Source organism: Mesorhizobium bavaricum, assembly GCF_056781655.1.
On the sequence record NZ_JBXAYV010000002.1, the window covers coordinates 243647 to 264857 of the forward strand.

The following is a 21211-nucleotide window of genomic DNA, read 5'->3' on the forward strand; positions in this document are numbered from 1 at the left end:
GCGCGCCGCATTCGTCGGTGTGGACATACGCCAAAGGCCCGCACGGCGCTTTCCGTTCGCGATTTGCGCATCCAAACAGCACTGCGCCGAGCCCAATCACAGCGCATATGCGCAACGCCCGCCTCGACAAGCGCTAGCCTCCGCTCTTGCCAAATTCCGCGAACGGATTGACGTCGCGCGGCGTCATCATCTTCTGCACCTGGCTCTGACGAAGAAGATCTCCCTTCAGCTTCTCATTCAGGGCCGCGACCGCGCCATTCTGGACGCCGATCAGTTCGTTGACGGCGCGCGCGTTTTCCAGCTGCATTCGGGTGTTCTAGTCCACCGATCCCTTGACGTCCTGCGACTGCCCGATCTGCCCACTCGCGGATTGCAGAGACTGTTGGCGCTGGGTGACGCCCTGCGAGGCCTGCGAAGTCAGCGCGCTTAGCAGCGAGGCCACATTGACGCTGCCGCCATAGGCTGTGTTGACGGCGCTTGTCTCCTTGCCGGCAATCTGCTGGAGTTGTTTCACCAGCTGCAGCCCATTGATGACGGCGCCGGCGATTTTCTGGATTTCGGGCGACAGGCCACCAAACGAAAGCGCGCCGCCGTTCAGGATCGATCCGAAGGACGGCGCCTGGGCAATCGACATATTGCCGCCGAGGCCCATTTGTCCGATGCCGAGCGAACCATCACGACTGCCGCTAAGAGCCTGCAGGATCTCCTGGCTCTTTTTCAAAATATCCTTGTTGGAATCCATGATGGAGTTGGTGTTCTCCGCATTCTTGCGGGCGACATCGAGATTGGCGCCATCGATGACGGCAATTTGTGCAAGGGCAGCACTCGTCCAAAGCGCCATGCCGGCAGCAATCGCGATTTTCTTCATGTCAGCCTCCTATTGCTGTAGGGAATCGATCACGCTGGCAGCGCCGGCAGGATCACTGGTGATGATTAGCGAGCGGCTGTCGGCCGAGCTTGCCGCCGCGTTCTCAACCGCGCATGGCAGCCAACGGCCGCGATCGATCTTCAACCGCTCCAGTTCGGCGGGATCACAAGAGAACGGGTTTGGAGAGCCGCTGTTCGGCTGTTGCACCAGCTTGGACGACTGCGATGCCTGAACGTTCTGAAGTGATAGAAGTTGGGCCAGCAACGCCGTGAAGTCGCCCGCTTGGCCGAGGTACTGGTTGGTCACGCCAGCGTTGATCCCACGAGCCGACGAGTTCAGCTCCCACGCATCCTTGTATTCGGTAACCTGGCCAACGTTGCCCGCCAGCGCGTCGATTGCAGCATTGTTGGCGCCCATCTGCGATGAGCTTGCATCAAGGCCGCCAGCCGCCTTCCTCACCGTGCCCACGGCCGCTTCCTGAGCCGTGCCGCCCGGGCCGTCGGCGGTGACGATCGAGAATGGTGGCGGCGCGGCGGCCGGAGCCTTGCCGCTCGATACATAGTCGTTGAAGTAGCTGTTCCAGCGGCCGACGCCGCCGGCCCACCCTCTCTGCTCGGCAGCATTCGATCCGTTGTAGAAGGAGGCGAGACAGCTGTAATTCGTCGCCCCGCATTGCTTCACGCCCATTCCGAGATATTTGACACCGCCTTCGACGTTCTGCTCGTTCACGTCGCGGTCAAGTCCCATGGACTTGCCGGTGCCCTTGGTCAGTTGCATCACGCCTTTGACGCCGGTGTGGCTCCCGGCGCATGTGTCAAAGCGCGATTCCTGATAGGCAACGGACAGCGCCAGGCCTTCGGGCACGCCATATTTTTGCGCATAGTAGCGGATCATCTTCACGTTGCCCGCGTCGCGCTGCAACGCTTCGGCAGGTGACCGGCGAAACATCTGCGAGCGGTATTTGTTCGAATAGGTGCAGACGACGCTTTTCTTCCTGTCGGTTTCGTCCTTCTTAGACTCATCTGACTTCGTGCTGTGCTGCTCGTCCTCTTGCCGCTTGTCGAGGTTCGGCCCGTCGATGACCGCGATCTGAGCGACAGCCACGGTCATGCTTGCCGCTGTCGCGAGAGCCACGGCCAGACAAAAGCTGCTAAGCCGCTTCGTCATGCTCGTGCTCCCATCCGCAGAAGTACGGCAACCACATCTCCGGCTCGTCGCCGAAGGTTTCCCGGAGCCGTGCGCATTCCTTGCTGTTGGCTTCGTTCGAGGACAGGACCTTGATGAGATCGGGCATTGCCGACAAATCGAGCTTCGCGACGATGGAGTCGCTGTCGTGCTTGACGAGGAAGGTGCGTGTTTCCTTCGCGGTTCGGCGCACGAATTCGAATTCTTTCGCTGTCAGCGAGAAGCGCTCCATGTAGGACTCCTTGCTCGCCTTGGGGTTGGGGAAGAAAATGTTGGTCTTCGTTTGCTCGATCAGGGACGACGAGATGGAGGAGCTGACGACGTCTTCCGCTGTCTGCGTGCCAAAGCCGACCACGCCGTTGCGGCGTCGAATGGTCTTCAGCGTCTCATTGATGAAAGCAGCAAAAACCTCGTCGTCCAGCAGCTTCCAGCCTTCATCGAGGAAGAGCATGATCGGCGAGCCATCGATGACGTCCTCGAGACGCTGGAAGATGTAGAGCAACGCCGCCGAGCGCAGCTTTCGGTCGCCCAGGATCTTCGTCATGTCGAACCCGACAACGGGTTTCGAGAAATCGACCAGATCGACGGGATTGTTGAAAAGCCAGCCCTTGTCCTTCGGGTCGAGCCAAGGTTGTATACGCGCCGCCAGATCATTCATGCCAGGCATCAGCGAGCCTCGCAGCACTTCGGGCAACAGGTCGAAGGTCCGCTGTTCGCGAGGGATCTTGTAGATCATGTCGACGGCGGCATTGATGACGCGCATCTCCGCCACATCAAGCGCACCGCCTTCCGGCGTCAGAATGTAGAGGAGCAGATCTTCCAGGAAAGAACGGTTTTCTGCCGTGTCCTCGAGCTGCAATGGCGCGAACCCGGTCGGCTGAGAGGGTTCCATCACCTCGTAGCGACCGCCGAGCGCCCGAACGAAGATCTCGGCCCCGCGCATGTAGTCGAAATAGACACATCGCGGCCGCGGCATGATGCGCATGGCCTGCGCCATCAGGAACGACAGCACCACGGTCTTGCCCGAGCCGGTCGGGCCGAACACCGTGAAGTGCCCGACATCGTGAACGTGGAAATTGAAATAGTAGGCCGTCTGGCTGGTTGTTTCGAGCAAAGCGATGGGCCGTTTCCAATGCAGCCGCTCACGTTGGCCGGACGGAAAGTTGTGTCCTGAGAAAAGGCCGGCGAAATTCAGCGACGAGATCAACGCACGTCGCGCGATGTAGCTGAAATTTCCCGGCAACTGCGCCCAGAAGGCCAGTTCCGTGTTGAGTGTCTCGCGGACCGGCACGATCGACATGCGCGAAAGTTCGGCTGTGATGTCGGATAGCGCACGGTTGAGCCCGCTCATGTCCGGCGCCAAGGCCATGACGCTCATGTGATGTTGTCCGAATACGACTTCGCCGCCGGCCAGCTTGTCGGCACCGTCGTGGACGGAGACCTCGACCGTCGTGCCCGCCTCGTCGGAACCCTCGACCTGGTTGGCGATGGTGTTGATCCTGCGCATCGCCGTGACACGGTCTTCGATCGCGAAACTTTGCGTCAGGACGAACTCATGCGGCAGTCGCAACAGACCGTCCAAAGAGCCCGGCGCGGTGAACGGCGGATATTCCTTGATTGACATCATGGCGCCGAGCTTGGCTTGGTCCGGACCGCGAAGTTCCAGCGCCGACTTGCCGAAAAACAGCTGCCGCGTCGCCAGCACATCGCCAAGGGACATGCGCGGCAAAGGCATTTCCACGTCGCCACCACCGGCGAGGATTTTCGCCAGAAATTCCGCCGGCTCGGAAAAGAAGCTGTCGCGGCGCTTCACGACGCCGAGAAGACGCGCACCATAAGCCGTGAAATCCTTGACCATGCCGTCAACGATGTCATGCAGTTCGGCTATTGCCTCTTCGCGGGTTTCTTCGCCAGCGGTGCTGATACGGAATGCATTGAGCGCCTTGTCCACCCAGCCGACCCGGCCGACCATCGGGCGCCGTATGACCGTCAGATACGCCTCGTTGACGAAGAGGTTTTTCGAGCCAAGCTCGTCCATGTAGCGGGCGTCGAGCTCGGCCACGAAAGGATTGTCAAAGTCGCCTTCGATTTCCGGGGTCACGTGACGGCGGATGATCGTTGTGTAGACCGCAAAGCGAGAGGTCGACAGGTTGCGGAAGGTAGTGTTGCGGTTGAACAGTCGGCTGTTCAATTCGGCCTGGTCCATCGTCTGGAATGGCAGGCCGCTGAGCCGGATGGCGCCGACCAGAAAGCCGCTCTTCGTCACGATCAGATTGTCATCGACATGGCGAAGGTAGGGGATGTGCATCGCAGCCGGCTTTTCGCGGCGGCGCTCACGGCCAAACTTCAGCTCTGCATCGAGGCTCATGGCGAATAGCTCCTCGCCCCCCAGAAAGTGAGATTCGCCACCGCTCCGCGTTTGGAGACGCGCCGCTCGAAAATATGAAAGATGTAGGGATCGCGCTGGCACAGATATGCGCTGACCAGATGCACCACGCCGAACACGCCAAGACCGAGCATGAAGCTGCTCGTGGCGATAAAGCCGATCACCGCCAGGATGCCATTCAGTGCAAAAACCTCATAGCGCACCCCCCATTTCATCGGGGGGCGTGTTAGGGGCAGGCTGACCGGCTCGACATAGACTTCCTCGTCGTCCATGGCTCAGCTGCCTCCTGCCGTCGCGCGAACCGCGTCCACCAGCTGGGCAGCGCCGAAGATAAGAGCGATGCCAATGATGATGGAAAAAGCCATCATCCACGCCAGCCGCCCCGTCATGGCGAGGAAGCCGAGAAAACAGACCGCGATGATGGCAAATGAGCGCGCTATGTTGCCCTGCAGAACGCCGACGAACCATTCCAGCACGTTTTCGACTGGGGCCGCCGATTGGGCGTATGCGGTGGCTGGCGCCAGAGCTATTCCGACCGCCGAGGCCAAGGCCAGTTTCAGAGCAAATTTGCCTGCTTTCCTGTATTCCACCCTTGGCTCCTTTCAGTTGCCGAAATCCATGACATGACCCTCCTGCCAAGCGTCCTCGCTTGCTGGCGGAGCGGCCGCGAGCATTTCGGATTTGGTCAGGACGGGCTTCTTCGCGACACCGCCGAACTTCCAGCGGTTGAGGATTTTCACGATGTATTCTGCGGTCTCCGGATTCACCGGAATGCCCTGCGCCTTGTAGACGCTGTTGGGCCCGGCGTTATATGCCGCCAGCATCAGCAGCGGATCCTGGAACTCGTCATAGAGTGACTTCAGATAGCGCAGGCCAGCCCGAACATTCGCCTGCGTATCGCAACGGTCGCTCACGCCGAGATCGGCCGCCGTCCCCGGCATCAACTGCATGATCCCAAGGGCTCCGGCCTTGGAAGGACCCTGATTGGCGCCGAGATCGCTTTCAGCCCATGCGATCGCCTCGGCTAGATCGCCGTCGAACCCTTCGTCCTGCGCGATAGAACGCACAAGTTCGGCGACTTCAGTACGGTTTCCGGTCTTGCAAGCCCCAGGCCTCTGCGGCCCGACTGAGGGTAGGGCTTGCCCCGGCGTTGCAAAGGCGACTGCGACGCGGTCTGATGCTAGATCCCGGGCGTGCGCTTCCAAGGGCATTGTAGCGGCACACAGAGTGAGCAGAAGAGCTGTTCGAGTGTTCATACTGTCGCCAAAATTTAACACTTTACTATGGCTACACGCAGCCCTAGTAAAGTGTCAACACCATATGCACCGCAGGGACGGATTTCGATGAAACAGATTGCCCTTTGCTCGGCTTTGCTGCTCCAGGGCACCGTCGCCTATGCCGCCGGCGCCGACGCCCCAAATGCCTTCGCGCAGCCTTCGGAGCGATACTTGCTTCAGTTTGCCAAGCCGGGCGAGAAGGTGTTCGTCTATGAGCGCTACGATGCGAAAGGCGCGCTCTTTCAGCGCGACGCGGCGACCCTCAGTTCGCCGGTTAAGGTGCCGTCGGCGACCGAGCGCGTCATCAACGGCGTGGCCTATCGACTGCGCGGCCTCGCGGCCTGCCCAAAACCAAAGATTACCTACAAGACGCAGGAGTGGGACTGCACGAAGGCCGCGCAGGACTATGAAGAAGGAATCTACAACCGTCGTGCTTCTGTCGTGCTTTGCAAAACGCTTGTGCTGCGGAGCGGGAAGGGGGAACCAGACGCCGTGTCGTGTTTTTCTCTCGTGGGTGCGGGCAATACGAACGACCCGTACAATGTCGCCTACGACGATGACGAAATGGTTTTCTTCGACATGGCCGCAATCGGACGCAACAAGGACGGCAAGTCGCTGCGCCCCGATCTGGAGCACTCCGCCGACCTCGGTGGACAGTTCCAGGAATGAAACAGGCGAGCTTTGCAGTGCTGGCCGCTTTTGGTTTGTGCGCATCGGCACAGGCCCAGGTTGCATCCGAATCTGCCGCGCCAACGCCCTTCGCGGTATCGAAATCGGCTCAACTGCTGACCGGAGATACCTGGCGTGACGGCGACCACCTTTTCCGCCTCTATGGTGTGCAGTCATGTCTTCGGGGCACGTCGGCTGAACAGCCAAATGGGAACAAACTCGATTGCGGGAACATCTCGCTGGCGCACCTGGCCGCCCTGTTCGATAGCGCGGCGGTGACATGCCAACCAATCGGCTACGCCCTCGACAAGGCGGCCTTTGTCGTCTGCGGTGCGCAGCTGAATGGCGACACAATCGACGTCGGCACCGCGCTCATCGCGACCGGATACGCGTTCGCCGCAACGACCGCAAAGGGCAAAGCCGTCAATGAGAACTACCTCATCGCGGAAATCAACGCTAAGATGAAACGTGCAGGTTTGTGGGGCACGACGTTTCAGCATCCTGTGCAGTTGCTGCTAAACAAGCGGCCGGAGAGACAACAATGAAGCACGACGATGAGGCTCACAAATATTACTATCCCGTGGAAGGACGCGGTGACGGCGCTATTGGCGGAGCCGCTGCATTCTTGGCGATCATATTGGTGCCTGCGGGGCTCTATGCGGCCTGGAATACCGTGGTCTCATGGATTTCAGCGCTCTTCTCCTAGGCCTGTAGTTTCGCGAAAGAACCGAGCAACGCGCGCAAATCGTCGACGTCAATCTCGCACCAGTCGTTCCCCACCAGCCGACAGAAATAAGCTGCCTTCATTTTCATCTCAACGACATCGGCCACCGGCGCAGCGGCCGCGCGCCGACGCGCGATAACCTCTTCCGCCATGACCGAATCCAATCGCCGGCCGGTCAGGGTCGCGTCCGGCCCTTCGGCCCCCATCCATCGCTTGCCGAGAAGTTCAACCATGGCGACTGCTTGACGATGCGCCGCGATCAGATTCGGGACCCCGTCGGCCTCTTCCACCACTCCGTTGTTACAGACCACTTGAATGGGCATCGATTGGCTCCACGCTCATGACAATTCGTAAATGATACCTGGGGAGGCGAGAAAAATAGGGATGGGTTCATCCCTCTGCTTCTCAGGCTCCCGAAGCCCTGGCTTCCCCTACTTTTCGCTCATGCGGTCGCGACCGATCCGCGCAGCTCAGTGCCTTGGCCGGCGGTTTGCGAAACATCTCCCCCGCAACAACCGTGTTCAGGCTCTCCGGCGGGTCACCAGTCATCGATCGTCTCCCGTGCCGGCCAAAATCGAGTTGATAAAAACGTTGATTGAGGACGAAGGCACGATAGGATACGAAGCCTAGCGAAACGGAACGAAAATAGAGCCTATAAGTTGTTGTTTAAGAACGGAAAGTTATTTCTCCCTCCGCCGAGAGACGGGAGTGATTTCAAAGAATTATTCAAACGACTGGCGGCGGCGGGTGCGGGTCGCCTGTTGGACAAAGACGGGTTTCCTGCTGGCCCATGGACGCCCGAACTCCTTGCAGAGGCGATTTCACTGATTGATTCCAACCGGGTTGGGGTCGATCTGCGAACGGTGCAGCTTTGGTTTCAAGAGAACGAGAAGGGAATTAGCACTGCCAACATTCGTTGGCTGGCGAGGATTTTTGGATGCGATGATGCGGTCGCAACTAGCGAATGGCAGATGGAGCTAGGTGAGGCGCAATCGCGGTTATCGGCCAAGAGACGAGAATGGAAGAGAGCCGGAAGCAGCGTTGCGCAGGAGATTCCAGATACGGCAGTGACTGCGACCATCGATGACGCGACAGACTCCCCGGTAGAGCTGATACTGGATACTGACCCCAAGGGGCCGAGGCGGCGCTTTAGTTTGGCAAGGGAATCGGAGGCGTTTTTTAGTCGCGGATCTCCCCTGAATCTACCGGCGTCGGTGTTTGCGGGTGTCACCGCTCTTGGGTTTTTGTCGTATCTTACGGGGATTCACAGCGTGACGTATGGCCGGGCGGATGGCGTCGTCAAGCAGGTTGGGTTTCTTTGGACAGCGAATTGGACATTCGTCTTCATGGTATTTTTGCCACTGTTTTTTGCCTTCGTGACCGAGCTGGTGACCTTTTGGAAAGATGAAGGCCGCCCAAAGCTTGTGGCGCAGGGCGACAAGATGGAAAGCGACGATGCCTGGGCACGCACCGTACAAGCTTCTTCGTATTCATATTGGGCGGTTTTTTTGATTTGCGTGGTGTTCGCCGGTCTTCTTCAGTGGATCGGCGTGTCTTTAATCCCGTTGCTCAAAGGGGGTGGCAACTATGCGACGGATTGGGGCTCGTTAGCGATTGTGCGCCCTGAGGTTATATCGGTGCCGGAAGCGATCGTGTTCACGGGGCTCGCTTACCTGTATATGTGCCTCTGTTTTTATCTGTTCTTCGTAGGCCTGATTTTGCTTTATACGGTGATCCATGATCTTTGGAGTATTGGAGAAGCAGCGGGTAATCGGCCGGAGGTGGACTATCAACACGAGCTACATGGAGCCAGCATCAGGGTTATGCGTGCGATTTTTCGGTGTACTGTTTTGGGACTTTTGATCGCCATAGTCATGAAGCTCCAGAGTGCTTACCTGACATCGCGTGGAGAGAATATTGTGTCTTGGTTGGCCGGCGATATGTCTTCCGCCTTTTATGGGCGCAATGATGTGAGCGCCGGGATCATCTACCGTAGGCCGACGCACTACAGCAGCCTTCTTATCGCTATTTCGACCTGTGTGGTATTTGTGTACGGCTCCATCCGTTTAGGTGTCGAATGTCGGTTTTGTATGTCTTTGTGGAGGATGTCAGCGATCGTAGCGTTACTCGTGGCTGGCTACTTGCTGATCGATGCATTTGCTGGCTTTTCGATCCTTCTGGGCGTTGGAGTGCTGTTCGCGATATACGGCCTGTTTGATCCAGGGTTGGGGCGAGGGCAAGCGAGTAAGTTAGGAAACAATCAGAGTGTATCATAGTTGGCTTGATCGTTGGGATGAGCGGCGGGCGCGACGCGGTGAGGAAGGTAAGAAACCATCGGATTTCGCCCTTGACGCGGAACTCGCCTTTCCAGGTGCGAAGAAGATAACAAGTATCGAGGAATTCTGTGCCGTTGCGGACCAGGCCGTGGCTGATCCAGCCTTTTTCGATGCCCCGAATCTGAGTGATCAGGGGTTTGAAAGGCTAGATGGGTGGCTCAAATTTCCGTCGGACATTTCTACTGATGTCGAACAGAACAACGTCGTCTCGGCGAAAATCACAGAAAGCGGGTCGTTCGATCAGGCGATGGTGATTTTTCACCATTGGAATGCAAGCTCCCGGAATCGTCAGATTGCCAACTTCTTCTCCCAGCGTGGCACCACGGTTGTCGAGATTGCTATGCCTTATCACTTCGAACGCAGCCGTCCCGGCTCCGTGCACGCCGACTATATGCTTAGCCCTAGTCTCGGTCGAACGATCCAATCTGTAAGGCAAGCAGTGTTGGATGGGCGAAAACTCATACGTTGGTTGAAGATCGAAGGCTATCGAGAGATTTCGGTTCTCGGTATGAGCTTAGGCTCCTGGGTTGCGGGCCTTCTCGCGGCGCACGACTCGGCTGTGTCGAAAGCCTCGTTGTTTCTGACGGCGGGGAGTCTAGCGGATATGGTTTGGACGGGTCGCGCGACACGATTGATACGTGCTAGTCTCGAGCCTGAGATTAAGCTGACCGATCTCAGAAGGGCTTGGGATCCCCTTAACTTGGAGAATTACGCACGTAGTTTGGCACGGCCTGATCTCGATCTTCACGTTGTGTTGGCTAAGAGAGACAAAGTGGTGTTGCCAGAGCTATCGGAGAGGTTCATGCAGAGGCTGAAGGACGCCGGAGCTAGGCCAAATATTTTGGAATTAAACTGTGGTCATTATTCGCTCGCCATGCCGCCATACATTTTGTTGGCCGGTTTGAGTTTGAAGCGTTTTCTGTCGTGTGCTGACAAGTCTGCCCGGCGAGCATGAGTTTGGCGTTGGCCGGTCAGTTCACCAGCAAATTCTCTGGTGGGGCATCACGACACGAAAGTGATGAATCTGGGTCGCCCCCTACCCGAACCGACCCCTGGAATTGGCCGACAACGGCGCAGGCGTGACACCGGCAGTTGTCGAAAAGGTCACCACACCCTTCTACTCTACACGCGCCGGCAATTACACCGGGCTAGGTTTGACGGCTTGTTCTCATATGGTTTCGACCCTCAAGGGGAAGCTCTTCATCAGCAGAATTCCCGACGCCGGCACAGTCGTCCATGTCAAAGTCCCTTATCATCCCCGCCGCTGCAACAGGCTAGCAGCCGACGATGACAGCAGCGGCCCGACAGCCGCGGCGGGGGTGCTAGTCTAAAGTCGGCCGCCGGGCCTGACGAGCAGGGGCATGGGAGCGGTAGCCGCTGGGGGCGTATTACAGGCCCTTTAGGAACGCTCCTCAGGCGGCTAGATGTCGGCTCCGCCAGGCGGGATCTTTTCGGAAAAGAGGAAGGTCGCTGGATCAAGTTTCAACGCCTTGGCGATCGCCGCAATCGTGTCCACGCTGATATTGCCGCTCGCGCGTTCCAGTTTCGTGAATGTCGCCTCTGCCACGCCGATGAGTTCGGCCATCTCATAGCGGTGCAAGGTACGTCGCTGTCGCTCAAAATCGATGACGTGCACCAGCCGCTTGCGGATCGCATTGTCATCCAACCGATGCGCCCACTCCGGAACTTTCTTGCCGCCGGCGAGCAGCGCTGCAAAAGACAGTTGCAAGCCGTTTGCCATGATCTGCAGCGTCGTCAATGTGACATTGTTTATCTAACGCACAGTCTGAATGTAGGTTCGATAGGCCAGTTTCGGCAACCGGCTCCACGGCGACTCATGGCAATGATGGACTGGACGGAATATTCAATAATATCAAATTTTTATGAGTATGCCGTCTGCAAATCCTGTATACGCACGTTCGTCCGCTTTCTTCTGCACAATCGGGACCCCTAGACCACGCCAGAGACGGTCGTCGGATTGCCGGTCCCAGAATCGACAGCAGACATGGCGTGAGCGTTCTAAAGCGCAAAGGTCGCCTTGGGATGAGCAGATCGCAACGAGCTAGGGGGTCTGCCGTATTGGGACTTGAATGCCTGGGAAAAGTGTCCGGTGCTGGAGAACCCGGTGGCGAAGGCAATTTCTGCAATCGCAAGCGGGCTCTGTTCGATCAGCCGCCGCGCGTGATCCAGCCGGATCCGCCGGTAAGTTTGCAGGAAGCCGGCGTTCAGATGCTGGGTAAATAGGCGATCCAAATGACGGGAGCTGATCGAGAGGAAATGCGCCATTGCTTCGCGATCGAGCGGATTTTCGATCGTCGCTTCCATCTTCTCAAGCGCGGCCAGCAGGATCGGATTGTGGGTGCCAAATCGCTCGGCCGCAGAACCGCGTTGAGGGTCGGAAGGGTCGGCAATCGCGGTATGAAGGTACCAGTCGCTGACGCGGTTCGCGAAATGCGCGCCCATGCGTTCGGCGATCAGCGCATGCATCATGTCGAGCGGAGCCACGCCTCCGCCGCAGGTGATGCGATCGCCGTCGATCACGTAGCGGGCCTGCCGGAGCGCTAAAGCCGGATAGGCCTCGCGCAGTATGGGGGCATGCTCCCAATGAATGGTGAAGTCTCTGTTGTCGAGCAGGCCGGCGGCAGCCAAAAGATAGGCGCCGCTCGAAATTGCGCCAAGACGGACGCCGAGGCGCGACAGCCGTCGCAACGTGCTGAACAGCCTGTCCGCTTCCGCCCAGTTGCCGGGATCGCCGCCCGCGCAGACGAACACTGTATGGAATTCCGTTCCAACGGACGAAATATCATCGCAGGCGATGTCGATGCCGCCGGAACTCTGCACCGGCCGGCCACCCTGTGAAAGCTGCCTGATGACATAGAGGCTGCGCCCCGCGAGAAGGTTGGCGGCACGTAAGGGTTCGGCCGCCGATGCGTAGGACATGAGCGCGAAATTCGGCAGCAGCAGAAAACCGAACTGCTGAGTTTGTATATCCGATTCAATCGTCATGGCCGATCTATACAATAAACCGTCCCATACGTGGAACTGAAATTCGGTCGTCGGGTATAGGTTGACCCGACTCCCAGCTTGGACATGGACAGCGATGCGATACTCCGCTCTCTCGATTTTTCTTAACGGCCTTCGCGGCAATACCGGCTGGAGCCCCGCCTGGCGCGCGCCCGAACCGAAGTCCCACTACGACGTGATCATCGTCGGCGGTGGTGGGCATGGTCTATCCACGGCCTATTATCTCGCCAAGGAATTCGGCATCACCAACGTCGCAGTGCTCGAAAAAGGCTATGTCGGCGGCGGAAACGTCGGGCGAAACACAACAATCATCCGCTCCAACTACCTGCTGCCGGGCAACAATCCCTTCTACGAACTGTCCATGAAGCTCTGGGAAGGCTTGGAGCAGGATTTCAATTTCAACGCCATGGTCTCTCAGCGCGGCGTGCTCAATCTCTACCATTCCGACGCGCAGCGGGACGCATATACGCGGCGCGGCAATGCGATGCTGCTGCATGGCGTCGATGCGGAACTGCTCGACCGCGAGGCGGTCCGCGCCAAGCTGCCATTCCTCGATTTCGACAATGCTCGCTTCCCGATCCAGGGCGGCCTGCTGCAGAGGCGCGGTGGCACGGTGCGGCATGACGCGGTGGCCTGGGGCTATGCCCGCGGCGCCGACATGCGCGGCGTCGACATCATCCAGCATTGCGAAGTGACCGGCATTCGCCGCGAAAACGGCAAGATCGTCGGCGTCGAGACCATGCGCGGCTTCATCGGCTGCGGCAAGCTGGCACTCGCGGCTGCCGGCAATTCCTCGCGCGTTGCCGAGATGGCCGATATCAAGCTGCCGCTCGAAAGCCATGTGCTGCAGGCCTTCGTCTCCGAGGGACTGAAACCCTTCATCGATTGCGTCGTGACCTTCGGCGCGGGCCATTTCTACGTCTCGCAGTCCGACAAGGGAGGGCTCGTCTTCGGCGGCGACATCGACGGCTACAATTCCTACGCCCAACGCGGCAATCTTGCCACCGTCGAGCATGTTGCTGAGGCGGGTAAGGCGATGATCCCGGGCATTTCCCGCGTCCGCGTGCTGCGGTCCTGGGGCGGGATCATGGACATGTCGATGGACGGCTCGCCGATCATTGACCGCACCCACATCGACAATCTCTACCTCAATGCCGGCTGGTGCTATGGCGGTTTCAAGGCGACGCCCGCGTCGGGCCTCTGCTTTGCGCATCTCATCGCACGCGGCACGCCCCACGAGACCGCTCGCGCCTTCCGGCTCGACCGTTTCGCGCGTGGCCATATCCTCGACGAAAAGGGCCAGGGCGCCCAGCCCAACCTTCACTGATTTCCAGGATACCTGAACATGGCAAGCCTTATCCCATGCCCTCATTGCGGCTCTCGACCGAAAGAGGAATTCACCGTGAAGGGAGCAGCACTCGCCCGGCCCGCACCCGATGCCGCCCCGGGGGCGTGGATCGAGTATGTCTATCTGCGCGACAACCCACGCGGCGCCTATGAGGAATATTGGCATCATACGTCGGGCTGCCGGCGCTGGCTGGTGGTGAGCCGCAATACGGCCACGCATGAAATCTCGGGCTGCCGCGACGCGGTGCTCGACCTATCGGCGGAGGCGCTCTGATGACCTCCTATCGACTGCCCAAGGGTGGCCTGATCGATCGCCAGTCACGCCTCGGCTTCAGCTTCGACGGCCAGCCCCTCACTGGGCATGCCGGCGATACGCTGGCTTCCGCCCTGCTCGCCAACGGCCTCCAGCTGGTGGGCCGGAGCTTCAAATACCATCGGCCGCGCGGCATCCTGACCGCGGGGGCCGCCGAACCGAATGCATTGATGACCATCGGCACCGGGGGGCGCACCGAGGCCAATACCCGTGCTACGATGCAGGACCTTTACGACGGTCTTGAAGCCCGGAGCCAGAACCGCTGGCCTTCGCTCGATTTCGATATCGGTTCGCTGAACGGCCTGCTCTCCCCCTTCCTCGCCGCGGGCTTCTACTACAAGACCTTCATGTGGCCGGCGAAGCTGTGGGAAGGTCTCTACGAGCCCTTTATCCGCCGCGCCGCCGGTCTCGGCAAGGCGACGTACGAGGCCGATCCCGACCGGTACGAGAAGAGCTGGGCGCATTGCGACCTGCTGGTGATCGGCGCCGGCCCCGCAGGGCTGGCCGCCGCGCTGACCGTCGGCCGTGCGGGGGCACGTGTCATCATCCTCGACGAACACAGCGTTGCGGGCGGATCGTTGCTGTCGGAGACCGCGACCATCGGCGGAGAAAGCGCGCCGGCATTTGCCAGGCGGCTCGCCGACGAGCTGGAAACGCTGCCGAATGTACGCGTACTGACCCGCACAACCGCTTTCGGCTGGTATGACGGCAATGTCTTTGGCGCTGTGGAGCGCGCCCAGAAACATGTGCGCAACCCCGATCCGAACAAGCCGGTCGAGCGCATGTGGCGCATCATCGCCACGAAGGCGCTGCTCGCCACCGGTGCCGAGGAGCGGCCGCTCGTATTCGGCGGCAACGATATTCCCGGTGTGATGATGGCCGGTGCAATGCGCAGCTATCTCAACCGCTTTGCCGTGGCTCCGGGCCAGCGCACCGCCATCTTCACCACCAGTGACAGTGGTTATGCACTCGCCCGCGATCTCGAGGCGGCGGGTGTCCAGCTTGCCGCAATCATCGACAGCCGCGCCGATGCCGAGTTCGCCTATACCGGCAAGGCTCGCCTTCTCAAGGGTGCCGTCGTTTCAGACGCCAAGGGTGGCAAGGCGCTCTCCAGCGTCAACGTCACGACCGCAAACGGTGCGACCGAAGCCATCCCCGTGGATGCGCTCGCTATGTCCGGCGGCTTCAGCCCGATCATCCACCTTGCCTGCCATCGTGGCGGCAAGCCGCAATGGTCGGATGTGCATGGCGCCTTCATGGCCCCGTCGCAGACCAGGGGCCTCGTGCTCGCAGGCGCCGTCACGGGCACGACCGGATTGTCGGCAAGCTTCGCAGAGGGCGCCGCGCGCGGCGCGACCGTCGCCCAAGACCTCGGGTTCGCCGCCCAACCATTCGACGCCGGTCCAGTCGATGGCGACGTCGTTGCTCCACCGGCCCGCCCGCTCTGGAATATCCGTGGTGTGAAGGGAAAGGCCTTCGTCGACTACCAGAACGATGTCGGGCGAAAGGATCTCGGCCTTGCGGTGCAGGAAGGCTATGGCGATGTCGAACTTGCCAAGCGCTATACGACATCGGGCATGGCCACCGACCAAGGCAAGCTTTCCAATGTCAACGCGATTGGTTTGCTGGCCGAAGCGCGTGGCGTCTCCCCCGCCGAAGTCGGCACGACGACCTTCCGGCCCTTCTACACGCCGATCAGCTTCGGTGCGCTGACTGGCCCGCATCACGGCCATCATTTCCAGCCGGTGCGCAAGTCGCCTCTGCATGACTGGGCCAAGAAGCAGGGCGCGGTCTTTGTCGAGACCGGCCTCTGGTATCGCTCATCCTGGTTCCCGCGCGCGGGTGAAACCAGCTGGCGACAGAGCGTCGATCGCGAGGTCCTGAACGTTCGAAAGAATGTCGGCATCTGCGATGTGTCGATGCTGGGCAAGATCGAGGTCTGCGGCAAGGATGCGGCGGAGTTCCTCAATCGGGTCTATTCGAACGCTTTCCTGAAACTGCCGGTCGGCAAGGCGCGCTATGGCCTGATGCTGCGTGAGGATGGTTTCATCTATGATGACGGCACGACGAGCCGCCTGGCTGACGATCGCTTCTTCATGACGACGACCACCGCCTATGCCGCCGGCGTCATGACGCATCTCGAATTCTGCGCCCAGGCGTTGTGGCCCGGGCTCGACGTGCGGCTCGCCTCGGTGACGGACCAATGGGGACAGATGTCCGTGGTCGGGCCGAAGGCGCGCGCGACGCTGCAGGCGATCGTCGATGATGATATTTCCGACGCTGCCTTCCCCTTTCTTGCGGCAAAAGAAGTCTCGCTGTTCGGCGGCCGGCTGCATGGCCGCCTGTTCCGTATCTCTTTCTCAGGCGAGCTGGCCTATGAGCTTGCCGTGCCGGCCGGTTATGGCGAGAGCGTCGCCGACGCTGTTCTCCAGTCAGGCAAGGAACATGGCATCCAGCCCTATGGCGTCGAGGCGCTCAGCGTACTGCGCATAGAGAAGGGCCATGTGACGCACAACGAGATCAACGGCACGGTGATCCCGTCCGATCTCGGCTTCGCAAAGATGGTGTCGACAACCAAGCCGGATTTCATCGGCAAGGCGATGCTCGGCCGCGAGGGACTGGTGGCGGAGGATCGCCCGAGCCTTGTCGGCGTCATGCCGCTCGATCCCGCGAACACATTCCGAACCGGCTCGCACATCCTCGCCAAGGACGCCGCGCCGGCACTCGAGAACGACCAGGGCTATGTCTCGTCGAGTGCCTTTTCACCGCATGTCGGCTCGACCATTGGGTTGGCGCTGGTGAAGCGAGGCCATGCCAGGCATGGCGAAGAGGTGGTGGTGTGGAACGGCCTGAGCAAAGAATTCACCGCCGCACGTCTCTGCAATCCGGTCTTCTTCGATCTAGCAAACGAGAAGCTCCATGTCTGATTTCGAACTCATCCACCGTCCGGCGATCAGCACCAAACCAGTGCGGAGCTCCGACGCCTTCGCCATGAAGGCGATGCCCGAGGGCACCCTGATCCACATACTCGGCAAGCCCGGGGGCGAGGATCTCACGGCAATGCTACAAGGTCTGTTCGGCGGCGAGGCCAACAGGATCCGCACCTTCGGCCCCGGCCAATGGCTCGTCGTCAGGGATGAGCCGGTGTCTCACGTCGATCTCCAGGCAGAGTTTGAAAAGCTCGCTTCACGAGCCTTTGCGGTCGATCAAACCCATGGACGCATTCGCATCGAAGTCTCTGGCCACGCGGTCACGTCGGTGCTGGCAAAGGGCACGGCCCTCGATTGCGAGGGTATGGCTGTGGGTCGGTGCGCGATGACGATGATGGGACATATCCCAGTGCACATGACCCGCCGCGCTGTGGACCGATTCGAACTAGTCGTACTGCGCGGCTTTGGTCAGAGCCTATGGGACGAGATCGCTGATCTGTGCTGAACCTGGATCGCCGCACGTCCGCCCATGACGCAAAAGTCACTGCCGATCGCCCGGCAATCCATTGCGGGAGATATGCATGTTGGGCCGGAACGCCGAAGTGAAATTGTTACGGGGCGCATGAGGCTGAAAGCCTTTGCTCGGCCTAGATTACACGCACTCTGCATATAGCCTTCTTGCCGACAGTAAGGTCAGGGCAACCGGGTTTCCGCCCGCGCTAGGATCCTCGATGGCCATGGCCGCGAGTTCGTCGATGCGGTCGCCGCCAACGCCGAAAGCTGTCAGATTTTCGGGAACGCCGAGTTGGAAGCGCAGCGAAAGGACATAGTCATAGAAGCCGTCAAAGCCGCCAGAAATGTCGAGATAGGCGGCTGCGCGGACGATCTTGTCTTCGATGGCGGAACGGTTGTACTTCAAAACCATGGGCATCACGACCGCGTTGGTCATGCCGTGATGCGTGTTGTAGACAGCGCCGATCGGGTGCGACAACGCGTGGATGGCCCCGAGGCCCTTCTGGAAGGCGACGGCGCCCATTGCAGCGGCAGACATCATATTGGTGCGGGCCTCGATATCGGTGCCATCCTTATAGGCGCGCGGCAGATATTCCTTCACTAACCGCATGCCTTCGAGCGCAATGCCCTGGCTCATCGGATGGTAGAAGGGCGAGGAATAGGCTTCGAGGCAGTGCGCAAAGGCATCCATCCCGGTGCCGGCAGTGATGATCTTCGGCATGCCGACCGTCAGTTCCGGATCGCAGATTACGACGCCGGGCAGGAATTTCGGATGGAAGATGATCTTCTTCACATGCGTCTTCGAATTGGTAATCACCGAGGCGCGCCCGACTTCAGAGCCCGTGCCGGCGGTTGTCGGCACAGCGACGATTGGCGCAATGCCTTCGACCGAGGCGCGGGTCCACCAGTCGCCAACGTCCTCGAAGTCCCAGACGGGCCGCGATTGGCCTGCCATAAAGGCCACGCATTTGCCGAGGTCGAGGCCTGAGCCGCCGCCGAAAGCTACGACGCCGTCATGGCCGCCGTCACGGAAGGCCTTGATACCGGCTTCGAGGTTGATTTCGTTTGGGTTCGGATCGACATCGGCGAAGATCGCGCGACCAAGGCCGGCATGTTCCAGCACGTCCAGTGCACCGCGCGTGATCGGCATCGTGGCAAGGCCGCGATCGGTGATCAGGAGTGGCTTCTTCATGCCCAAAGACTTGCAGGCATCGGCCAGCTCCTTGATCCGTCCGGCGCCCATTTTCACAGTGGTCGGATAGCTCCAGTTGGCGGTAATCGTCATATCAGAGTGCCTTCTTGAGATGGTAGGATTTGGGACGGGTCAGGTTCTGGAACCCCAGGACCGAGAGCGAGCCGCCCTTGCCAGTTTCCTTGCAGCCGGTCCAGCACAAGGCGGGATCGAGATAATCGGCGCGGTTCATGAAGATCGTGCCGGTCTCGATGTCGCGGCCGATGCGCGCAGCGCGCTCTGTATCCTGCGTCCAAAGCGAGGCGGTCAGGCCATAGGGGCTGTCGTTCATCAGTTCGAGAGCTTCGGCGTCGTTCGCCACCTTCATGATGCCAACGACAGGGCCGAAGCTCTCCTCGCGCATCACGGTCATGGAGTGATCAACATTGATAAGGATCTGCGGGGCCAGATAGGCCCCGCCATCGTCGGCGGGGAACAGGCTCTGGTCGACCAGGCCCTTCGCGCCCTTGGCGATCGCATCGGAAACCTGCGCACGCACCGTAGCGGCAAAACGCCTGTTGGCCATTGGGCCTAGCGTCGTTTCCTGTTCCAACGGATTGCCGAGCTTGTAGGCGGAGGCGAAGGCCACCGATTTTTCTACGAACTTGTTGAACAGACTTTCATGCACATAGATGCGCTCGATGCCGCAGCAGCATTGTCCGGAATTGAAGAAGGCGCCATCCATCAGAGTGTCGACGGCGGCATCAAGATTGGCGTCTTCCATAACATAGCCCGGGTCCTTGCCGCCCAGTTCAAGGCCGAGGCCATTGAACGTGCCGGCTGCCGCCCGCTCGATGGCGCGGCCACCGGCCACCGAGCCAGTGAAGTTGATGAAGTTGAAATTGTTGTCTGCAATCAGCGCCGAGGTGGTGTCGTGATCGAGGAAGACATTGATAAACACGTCACCGGGAACGCCCGCTTCGACAAAGGCGCGCACCATACGCTCGCCGACCAGTAGGGTCTGGCTGGCATGCTTGATTACCACTGTGTTGCCTGCCATCAAGGCCGGCGCAACCGTGTTGATCGCCGTCATGTAGGGGTAGTTCCATGGTGCGATTACGAAGACGACGCCGTGCGGCTCCCGCTCGATGCGGCGTTCAAAGGCTGCACTTTCCTCAACGACATAGGGCGTGAGGCTGTCGGCGGCGATGGAGGCCACATAGTTGGATCGCTCGTTGAAGCCACGAAACTCGCCCCCGTAGCGCACCGGACGTCCCATTTGCCAGGTGATTTCCGGAACGACCTCCGCTGCCATCTCGTTTAGGCGGGCAACACCCTTCATCACCAGTTCCACGCGCTCTTCCAGCGGGCGTCTCGCCCAAGCCTTTTGCGCCTTTCGAGCACGGCCAATCAATGCCTTTGCGGTGTCGAAGCCCAGGGCTTCGCGCTCAGCGTAGACACTGCTGTCAACGGGCGATATGCATCTTATTACGGTCATGGTCGACGTCCTGTGTGGTTTGTTTTTCGTGGCCAAGCCCAATCCGGAGTAGGACCATTGCAGATCAGCCCGCCGAGATACGCGGCCATCGCATTGATCTCCTCCTGCGACCGTAGAAGATCATTACGAACCTCGATCATGACGTTGAGGAGCCCATTTTTGACGCCATGCTCCACAAGCGTGTGCGTGACACCGTCCTTTGGGCCGTAAGGCTCGTTCCTGCGGGTCACAAATCGGCCTTCCAGGCTCTCGACCTGAGCGAGCATCGCATCGGCAAGCCGTCTGTCGACATCGTGAAGTATGCCGACTTCGACCTCGCGTGCTCTGCCGAAAAAGACGGGTGTGAAACTATGAACCGTTACCAGGAGGGTCTGCCTACCTGACTTGCCGCGAGCTTCAAGCAATCCGGAAAGACCCTGTTCAAAAGGGCGATAGAAGGTCTCGATGCGCTGGTCTCGCTCGCGAGCGGAGAGGTTTCTGTTGCCCGGAATGTCATAAACTTCGCTCTTCTCGGGGATGGCTGAGGGGCTTTCGGGCGGACGGTTGCAATCGTAAAGCAGCCTCGAATAGCGCTGGTAACACAAGCTCGCGTCGAGCATTTTCGCCAATTGCATAGAAAGCTCCAGGGCACCGGGATCCCAGGCTATGTGACTGGACAGAGCGTGCCGCTGCAGACCAAGGTCTGCAAAGACACCTGGAATTGCCGCGCTGGCATGTTCACACACCAACAGGACGTCGCCTTTGCCCTGTGGATTGAACACAGCAAAGGGGAGATCGTCATCGCCGCTCAACATTTCGGCCCTCCAAACCCGGCGGCATCGGCCCGACGTTTCCAGGTGGACGGTTGCTCGTGGCAGGCGACGGGCGTTCGGCGCCACCTGCGGACAGTTTGGCCGGGTTGCAGCTTCGGCATTGATCGGCAGCGCGAGCCAACCGGAAGTGGCCGGAAAGAGCCATCTTGTTGCGTTGG

General features: G+C 59.8%; 23 protein-coding genes. 10 read left to right on the forward strand and 13 right to left on the reverse strand.

The window, feature by feature from the left end:
- Positions 1–133 precede the first annotated feature (133 nt).
- Genes AC1RZR_RS37345 through AC1RZR_RS37375 form a run of 7 tightly spaced genes read right to left on the reverse strand, consistent with a single transcriptional unit; the run spans position 134 to position 5506 of the window.
- Entirely contained in the window at positions 134–307 is a 174-nt protein-coding gene (locus AC1RZR_RS37345; protein WP_481829668.1) for a hypothetical protein, read from the reverse strand.
- A gap of 9 nt (positions 308–316) precedes the next feature.
- Positions 317–868, reverse strand: a complete 552-nt coding sequence (locus AC1RZR_RS37350; RefSeq protein WP_481829669.1) for a type IV secretion system protein — start codon at positions 866–868, stop codon at positions 317–319.
- A gap of 9 nt (positions 869–877) precedes the next feature.
- On the reverse strand, positions 878–2035 hold the full coding sequence (locus tag AC1RZR_RS37355; protein WP_481829670.1) for a transglycosylase SLT domain-containing protein: 1158 nt from the start codon (positions 2033–2035) through the stop codon (positions 878–880).
- Entirely contained in the window at positions 2019–4421 is a 2403-nt protein-coding gene (locus AC1RZR_RS37360; RefSeq protein ID WP_481829671.1) for a VirB4 family type IV secretion/conjugal transfer ATPase, read from the reverse strand. The genes AC1RZR_RS37355 and AC1RZR_RS37360 overlap by 17 nt, the downstream gene beginning before the upstream one ends.
- The gene (locus AC1RZR_RS37365) at positions 4418–4711 is read right to left on the reverse strand and encodes a VirB3 family type IV secretion system protein (protein ID WP_006339854.1); all 294 of its coding nucleotides are present in this window, start codon (positions 4709–4711) and stop codon (positions 4418–4420) included. Before AC1RZR_RS37365 ends, AC1RZR_RS37360 begins: the two co-directional genes overlap by 4 nt.
- Before the next feature lie 3 nt (positions 4712–4714).
- Positions 4715–5029: a TrbC/VirB2 family type IV secretion system protein gene (locus AC1RZR_RS37370; RefSeq protein ID WP_023720448.1), complete on the reverse strand. Its 315-nt coding sequence runs from the start codon at positions 5027–5029 to the stop codon at positions 4715–4717.
- A gap of 12 nt (positions 5030–5041) precedes the next feature.
- The gene (locus AC1RZR_RS37375; RefSeq protein WP_481829672.1) at positions 5042–5506 is read right to left on the reverse strand and encodes a lytic transglycosylase domain-containing protein; all 465 of its coding nucleotides are present in this window, start codon (positions 5504–5506) and stop codon (positions 5042–5044) included.
- A gap of 276 nt (positions 5507–5782) precedes the next feature.
- On the opposite strand from AC1RZR_RS37375, the gene AC1RZR_RS37380 reads away from it, so the two are divergent.
- From AC1RZR_RS37380 to AC1RZR_RS37390, 3 genes are read left to right on the forward strand one after another with little or no spacing between them, the layout of a single operon-like run.
- Entirely contained in the window at positions 5783–6385 is a 603-nt protein-coding gene (locus AC1RZR_RS37380) for a hypothetical protein (protein WP_481829673.1), read from the forward strand.
- On the forward strand, positions 6382–6930 hold the full coding sequence (locus AC1RZR_RS37385; protein WP_481829674.1) for a thermonuclease family protein: 549 nt from the start codon (positions 6382–6384) through the stop codon (positions 6928–6930). Before AC1RZR_RS37380 ends, AC1RZR_RS37385 begins: the two co-directional genes overlap by 4 nt.
- Positions 6927–7091: a hypothetical protein gene (locus tag AC1RZR_RS37390; protein ID WP_481829675.1), complete on the forward strand. Its 165-nt coding sequence runs from the start codon at positions 6927–6929 to the stop codon at positions 7089–7091. Before AC1RZR_RS37385 ends, AC1RZR_RS37390 begins: the two co-directional genes overlap by 4 nt.
- On the opposite strand, the gene AC1RZR_RS37395 is transcribed toward AC1RZR_RS37390, so the two are convergent.
- Positions 7088–7432, reverse strand: coding sequence for a hypothetical protein (locus tag AC1RZR_RS37395; RefSeq protein ID WP_481829676.1), 345 nt, complete (start codon positions 7430–7432; stop codon positions 7088–7090). The genes AC1RZR_RS37390 and AC1RZR_RS37395 overlap by 4 nt on opposite strands.
- A 339-nt stretch (positions 7433–7771) precedes the next feature.
- On the opposite strand from AC1RZR_RS37395, the gene AC1RZR_RS37400 reads away from it, so the two are divergent.
- The 3 genes from AC1RZR_RS37400 to AC1RZR_RS37410 all read left to right on the forward strand — a co-directional run bounded on the left by AC1RZR_RS37400 (position 7772) and on the right by AC1RZR_RS37410 (position 10776).
- Positions 7772–9385, forward strand: coding sequence for an RcgA family putative transporter (locus AC1RZR_RS37400; RefSeq protein ID WP_481829901.1), 1614 nt, complete (start codon positions 7772–7774; stop codon positions 9383–9385).
- Positions 9375–10400, forward strand: coding sequence for an RcgR family putative quorum lactone hydrolase (locus AC1RZR_RS37405; protein ID WP_481829677.1), 1026 nt, complete (start codon positions 9375–9377; stop codon positions 10398–10400). Before AC1RZR_RS37400 ends, AC1RZR_RS37405 begins: the two co-directional genes overlap by 11 nt.
- 103 nt (positions 10401–10503) lie before the next feature.
- Positions 10504–10776 (forward strand): ATP-binding protein, encoded by a 273-nt coding sequence (locus tag AC1RZR_RS37410; protein WP_481829678.1) that lies wholly within the window; start codon positions 10504–10506, stop codon positions 10774–10776.
- Between the two features lie 89 nt (positions 10777–10865).
- Here AC1RZR_RS37410 and AC1RZR_RS37415 read toward each other — a convergent pair whose 3' ends face one another.
- Both AC1RZR_RS37415 and AC1RZR_RS37420 read right to left on the reverse strand, forming a co-directional pair.
- On the reverse strand, positions 10866–11204 hold the full coding sequence (locus AC1RZR_RS37415; RefSeq protein ID WP_481829679.1) for a helix-turn-helix domain-containing protein: 339 nt from the start codon (positions 11202–11204) through the stop codon (positions 10866–10868).
- A gap of 260 nt (positions 11205–11464) precedes the next feature.
- Entirely contained in the window at positions 11465–12451 is a 987-nt protein-coding gene (locus AC1RZR_RS37420; RefSeq protein WP_481829680.1) for a GlxA family transcriptional regulator, read from the reverse strand.
- Between the two features lie 94 nt (positions 12452–12545).
- On the opposite strand from AC1RZR_RS37420, the gene AC1RZR_RS37425 reads away from it, so the two are divergent.
- Genes AC1RZR_RS37425 through AC1RZR_RS37440 form a run of 4 tightly spaced genes read left to right on the forward strand, consistent with a single transcriptional unit; the run spans position 12546 to position 17564 of the window.
- The gene (locus tag AC1RZR_RS37425) at positions 12546–13796 is read left to right on the forward strand and encodes a sarcosine oxidase subunit beta family protein (protein WP_481829681.1); all 1251 of its coding nucleotides are present in this window, start codon (positions 12546–12548) and stop codon (positions 13794–13796) included.
- An 18-nt stretch (positions 13797–13814) separates the two neighbouring features.
- Positions 13815–14090, forward strand: a complete 276-nt coding sequence (locus tag AC1RZR_RS37430; protein ID WP_477345445.1) for a sarcosine oxidase subunit delta — start codon at positions 13815–13817, stop codon at positions 14088–14090.
- Positions 14090–17056: a sarcosine oxidase subunit alpha family protein gene (locus AC1RZR_RS37435; RefSeq protein WP_481829682.1), complete on the forward strand. Its 2967-nt coding sequence runs from the start codon at positions 14090–14092 to the stop codon at positions 17054–17056. The genes AC1RZR_RS37430 and AC1RZR_RS37435 overlap by 1 nt, the downstream gene beginning before the upstream one ends.
- Positions 17049–17564 (forward strand): aminomethyltransferase family protein, encoded by a 516-nt coding sequence (locus AC1RZR_RS37440; RefSeq protein WP_477345449.1) that lies wholly within the window; start codon positions 17049–17051, stop codon positions 17562–17564. The genes AC1RZR_RS37435 and AC1RZR_RS37440 overlap by 8 nt, the downstream gene beginning before the upstream one ends.
- A gap of 147 nt (positions 17565–17711) precedes the next feature.
- On the opposite strand, the gene AC1RZR_RS37445 is transcribed toward AC1RZR_RS37440, so the two are convergent.
- From AC1RZR_RS37445 to AC1RZR_RS37455, 3 genes are read right to left on the reverse strand one after another with little or no spacing between them, the layout of a single operon-like run.
- Positions 17712–18857, reverse strand: coding sequence for an iron-containing alcohol dehydrogenase (locus AC1RZR_RS37445; protein ID WP_477345451.1), 1146 nt, complete (start codon positions 18855–18857; stop codon positions 17712–17714).
- Between the two features lies 1 nt (position 18858).
- Positions 18859–20241, reverse strand: coding sequence for an aldehyde dehydrogenase family protein (locus tag AC1RZR_RS37450; RefSeq protein WP_481829683.1), 1383 nt, complete (start codon positions 20239–20241; stop codon positions 18859–18861).
- Positions 20238–21035, reverse strand: a complete 798-nt coding sequence (locus tag AC1RZR_RS37455) for an N-formylglutamate amidohydrolase (RefSeq protein WP_477345455.1) — start codon at positions 21033–21035, stop codon at positions 20238–20240. Before AC1RZR_RS37455 ends, AC1RZR_RS37450 begins: the two co-directional genes overlap by 4 nt.
- Positions 21036–21211: the final 176 nt, after the last annotated feature.

Bases quoted from the DNA above. Each gene is read 5' to 3' on its own strand.
- AC1RZR_RS37380 (WP_481829673.1), top strand. From the start codon at position 5,783: ATGAAACAGATTGCCCTTTGCTCGGCTTTGCTGCTCCAGGGCACCGTC.
- AC1RZR_RS37355 (WP_481829670.1), bottom strand. From the start codon at position 2,035: ATGACGAAGCGGCTTAGCAGCTTTTGTCTGGCCGTGGCTCTCGCGACA.
- AC1RZR_RS37385 (WP_481829674.1), top strand. From the start codon at position 6,382: ATGAAACAGGCGAGCTTTGCAGTGCTGGCCGCTTTTGGTTTGTGCGCA.
- AC1RZR_RS37345 (WP_481829668.1), bottom strand. From the start codon at position 307: ATGCAGCTGGAAAACGCGCGCGCCGTCAACGAACTGATCGGCGTCCAG.
- AC1RZR_RS37435 (WP_481829682.1), top strand. From the start codon at position 14,090: ATGACCTCCTATCGACTGCCCAAGGGTGGCCTGATCGATCGCCAGTCA.
- AC1RZR_RS37425 (WP_481829681.1), top strand. From the start codon at position 12,546: ATGCGATACTCCGCTCTCTCGATTTTTCTTAACGGCCTTCGCGGCAAT.
- AC1RZR_RS37395 (WP_481829676.1), bottom strand. From the start codon at position 7,432: ATGCCCATTCAAGTGGTCTGTAACAACGGAGTGGTGGAAGAGGCCGAC.
- AC1RZR_RS37455 (WP_477345455.1), bottom strand. From the start codon at position 21,035: ATGTTGAGCGGCGATGACGATCTCCCCTTTGCTGTGTTCAATCCACAG.
- AC1RZR_RS37430 (WP_477345445.1), top strand. From the start codon at position 13,815: ATGGCAAGCCTTATCCCATGCCCTCATTGCGGCTCTCGACCGAAAGAG.
- AC1RZR_RS37350 (WP_481829669.1), bottom strand. From the start codon at position 868: ATGAAGAAAATCGCGATTGCTGCCGGCATGGCGCTTTGGACGAGTGCT.
- AC1RZR_RS37365 (WP_006339854.1), bottom strand. From the start codon at position 4,711: ATGGACGACGAGGAAGTCTATGTCGAGCCGGTCAGCCTGCCCCTAACA.
- AC1RZR_RS37390 (WP_481829675.1), top strand. From the start codon at position 6,927: ATGAAGCACGACGATGAGGCTCACAAATATTACTATCCCGTGGAAGGA.
- AC1RZR_RS37420 (WP_481829680.1), bottom strand. From the start codon at position 12,451: ATGACGATTGAATCGGATATACAAACTCAGCAGTTCGGTTTTCTGCTG.
- AC1RZR_RS37440 (WP_477345449.1), top strand. From the start codon at position 17,049: ATGTCTGATTTCGAACTCATCCACCGTCCGGCGATCAGCACCAAACCA.
- AC1RZR_RS37445 (WP_477345451.1), bottom strand. From the start codon at position 18,857: ATGACGATTACCGCCAACTGGAGCTATCCGACCACTGTGAAAATGGGC.
- AC1RZR_RS37450 (WP_481829683.1), bottom strand. From the start codon at position 20,241: ATGACCGTAATAAGATGCATATCGCCCGTTGACAGCAGTGTCTACGCT.
- AC1RZR_RS37360 (WP_481829671.1), bottom strand. From the start codon at position 4,421: ATGAGCCTCGATGCAGAGCTGAAGTTTGGCCGTGAGCGCCGCCGCGAA.